Here is a 3,393-nt window from a genome sequence, read left to right as displayed (position 1 = left end):
CGGTTCCGCACGACCACCTGGCGCCGCTGCCGCCACCCGTGGAGTTGGAGACGCGCGCGGTACTCAAGAGCTGTGTGGCGGCGCGCGTCGCGCTGGCCGAGCTCAAGCAAGCGGCTCAGCTGATCCCCAACCAGCACGTGCTGATCAACACACTTCCTCTGTTGGAGGCCCGCGCTAGCTCGGAGATCGAGAACGTGGTGACCTCGGCAGACGAGATGTTCCGAGCCTTGAGCGGGCCGGCCTCGGCAGACCCGGCCACTCGGGAGGCGTTGCGCCACCGCGAGGCGTTGATGGTCGGGTACCGGGAGTTGGAGCGGCGACCCCTTGGCGTGTGCATGGCGGAGCTCGTTGCGACGACCATCAAGGGCGTGACGATGAGCGTGCGCCGCGGTAGCGGCACGCAGTTGGTCAACCAGGCGACCGGCCGAGTCATCTACACGCCGCCGCAGGGGGAGCAGCGGCTTCGTGGCCTGCTCGGCAACTGGGAGAGGTTCCTGCACGAACGGGAGGACATCGACCCGCTCGTGAGGTTGGCCGCCGGACACTACCAGTTCGAGGCGATCCATCCCTTCAGCGACGGCAACGGCCGCACGGGTCGCGTTCTCAACAGCCTCTTCCTCATCGACGTTGGACTGTTGAGCGCGCCGATCCTCTACCTGAGCCGCTACCTCATCCAGCACAAGGCCGAGTACTACCGGCACCTCCTCGCCGTTACCGCCGAGGGCGAGTGGGAGCCGTGGATCCTCTTCATGCTGCAAGGGATCGAGGAGACCGCGGCCTGGACGCTGGTGAAGATCGAGGCCATCCGGGTCCTGGTCGAGGAGACGGCTGACTACCTCAAGCGGGTAGATCCGAGCCTGCACAGCCGCGAACTGATCGACGTCATGTTCGAGCAACCGTACGTGCGCATCGCCGACTTGGTGGAGCGCGGGATCGCCAAGCGCCAGACGGCGTCCACCTACCTGAGGCGCTTGGCGGAGGTAGGCGTCGTGAACCCCCTGAAGGCCGGGCGCGGCAAGCTGTTCGTGCACGAGAAGCTTCTGAGCTTGCTCACGCGCGATTCCAACGAGGTCGTGCCGTACGGCCTTACCCAGGCGTCTCCGTGACGACCGGCGAGCCCCGCGCCCAGGCGGCGCAGCCTGAGGGTCCGTGCGACCCCCATTACGAGCCCGGGCGCGACACAGGCACGAGGCCTGCCGGGCCCGGGGGTTCTCGGCCGACGGCCGGTGTGGTGGGCCGAAGGCGACAGGCCAACCCGTGCTAGGGGAGGGCCGCGAAGCGAGAGCCGGCCTGGCTGGGCAACGCGTCCGCCGCTTGCCAGCTCCCCGGCCTTGGAGTTGGCGCGCGCCGGGAGCGCTTCGAAGGCCGTCACCATGTCCACGGGCCGGAAGTTGCAGTGGCCGTAGGCGCTGTCGCCTCGGCTCGCGACGGGCCCTTGTCCCGACAGGTCATCTGGCAGGTAGCCCGTGACCAGGTACTGCCGGAGCATGGCGCTCGCGCCGCGCTGGCTCACCACCTGTCGGTAGGCTGCCTCATGGGCGGTCGGGACGTCCGGGTCCACCCACGTATGGAGCGACAGAGTGGGGACCTTGAGGTTGCCCTTCGGCTGGTAGTAGCGGGTGTAGTAACTGACCGCCGCCGGGTCGCTGGCAAGGGTCGTTCCGAACTCCGCGTGGCCCTCGCCGGGGCGAATCTCGCTGACGGTCACGCCGGCGTTCGAGAAGGGCGAGTCGCCACCGCCGCGCGTCATGGCGTCACCCGCGCCCAGCACGGAGTAACCCGGGGCGTGAACGAGCGCGTTCGCGGAGAGGTCCGGTCCGGGACCGAAGTTGGAGGGGGTCTGCACCGCCGGCAACGTGGTGCAGCCGAAAGCCCCGCCGCTGAGGGCGGTGTTCGTGAGCGCCGCGAACTTGGCCACGGCCGCGGCGTCTTGCGTGATCGAGCCGACAACCTTATCCACCCAGTCCGTGTCCGGCGGCTCCCACTGCGTGAGCGAACCTCTCAGCACGCCCGGGAACTGCTGGTCGAACAGAAGACGTCCACGTACGTCACGAGCCGCTTGCCGACGATGGTCAGCATGGGCACCGGGACGAGGTAGTACTCGACGTTCTGCCCGGCGTCACAGGCCGTTGTCGTGGGGAATGCCTGCGGAGTCAAGGCCTCGGGATCGATCTTGGACAGCTCGACCTGCGCCGTGAAGCCATCGAGCTCGAAGGTGACCAGGTCGTCCAGAGCCGCTTCCGGGCCGGCCGGGTTCGAGCAGGCGCTGAGCACCAGGACGAAGGTGGCCAGGACGACCAGCGCGGTGGGTACCCTTCTTCGATGGTGACTCCTCATCGTTGCCCCCTCGGGGAGCGACAGTGCCCAAGCGCGTCCTTTCAAGTTGGCTCGAGTCCGGGCTGGCGCCGGTCCGTTCGGGCTGCTCGCTTCGCAGCGCTGCCTGGCGTTTCAGCTGTCACTCGTCGAGCGGGTGGTCGCAACGGTTGGCGCGGTGATGATGAACCGCTTCTTGCCTAGGTGGGTACCTGCTCAACCCCGCCTGGCAGCCATCCTCGCCACAGCGCTCTCGAGCTCGTCCAGATCGCTGGTGACCGTTTCGGCGAGGATCCTCACCAGTATGTCGAAGTAGCTGTGAGCGAGCCTGTCGCGCATGCCGGCCACGCTCCGCCACGGCACGTGCGGTTCTTCCTCCAGTACCGCGGGGCTGATGGATTTCACGGCCTCGCCGATCTCTATGAGGCGCATCCGGACGGCGTCGTAGACTATTGGCTCGGCCAGCGTTCCGACGTCCAGATGGCCGCGGATCGCGGTTATGGCGGCCAGGACGTCGTTCAGAAGTGCTTCGTCCGAGCGACTCACAGCGGGACGGCGCTGGCCTCGAGTGACCGGCTGGCCTCCGAGCCCAGCGCGTACGTCGGGACGATCTCCACGCGTCGCCCGATCACCGCGGACAGTGCCTCCTCGATCCGAGCCAAACCCAGGTAGCCGAGTGGCTCAGCGAGTTCCACGAGGAGGTCGACGTCACTGTCCGGCCCGTCGTCGCCACGGGCAACGCTCCCGAACACTCGGATGGCACGCACGCCGAGTTCACCGCCAACGGCTAGCAGTTCCTCGCGGTGGCCACGTAGTAACCCCAAGGTCGTCTCATCGGTCGGTGGCCTCTCTTGCTCCGGCATGAGGTCAACGCTGACCTTGTGCCCTGTCGCCGCGATGAGTTCTTGTAGGGACTCGAGGCTCGGTTGGTGAACCTCTCGTTCGTAGGCGCTGATGGAGGACTGCGCAACGCCGCTACGGCGCGCCAGCTCGGCCTGCGTCAGACCTGCGCGCTCTCGGGCTTGGCGGATCATCTGGCCGCTCGTACGCACGAGTCATTCTAGCAGGATGTGCTATATC

4 protein-coding genes are annotated in these 3,393 nt (G+C 67.3%); 1 reads left to right on the top strand and 3 read right to left on the bottom strand.

What is annotated here, in order from left to right:
* On the top strand, positions 1–1,106 hold a 1,106-nt coding region (locus H3C53_13300; GenBank protein ID MBW7917643.1), incomplete at its 5' end, for a Fic family protein.
* A gap of 895 nt (positions 1,107–2,001) precedes the next feature.
* Here H3C53_13300 and H3C53_13295 read toward each other — a convergent pair.
* The 3 genes from H3C53_13295 to H3C53_13285 form a co-directional block, all read right to left on the bottom strand.
* Positions 2,002–2,337: a hypothetical protein gene (locus H3C53_13295; protein MBW7917642.1), complete on the bottom strand. Its 336-nt coding sequence runs from the start codon at positions 2,335–2,337 to the stop codon at positions 2,002–2,004.
* 192 nt (positions 2,338–2,529) lie between these two features.
* Complete coding sequence (locus H3C53_13290; protein MBW7917641.1) at positions 2,530–2,859, bottom strand: DUF86 domain-containing protein; 330 nt, start codon at positions 2,857–2,859, stop codon at positions 2,530–2,532.
* Positions 2,856–3,347, bottom strand: a complete 492-nt coding sequence (locus tag H3C53_13285; GenBank protein ID MBW7917640.1) for an XRE family transcriptional regulator — start codon at positions 3,345–3,347, stop codon at positions 2,856–2,858. Before H3C53_13285 ends, H3C53_13290 begins: the two co-directional genes overlap by 4 nt.
* Between the last annotated feature and the right edge of the window lie 46 nt (positions 3,348–3,393).

It is taken from the genome of Trueperaceae bacterium (assembly GCA_019454765.1).
Classification (GTDB): Bacteria; Deinococcota; Deinococci; order Deinococcales; family Trueperaceae; genus JAAYYF01.
The sequence above is the reverse complement of the archived record's forward strand: the minus strand, read 5'-3'. Positions and strand labels throughout refer to the sequence as shown.

Excerpts from the sequence above, each read along its gene's own strand:
- H3C53_13295 (MBW7917642.1), bottom strand. The coding sequence starts at position 2,337 with ATGAGGAGTCACCATCGAAGAAGGGTACCCACCGCGCTGGTCGTCCTG.
- H3C53_13285 (MBW7917640.1), bottom strand. The coding sequence starts at position 3,347 with ATGATCCGCCAAGCCCGAGAGCGCGCAGGTCTGACGCAGGCCGAGCTG.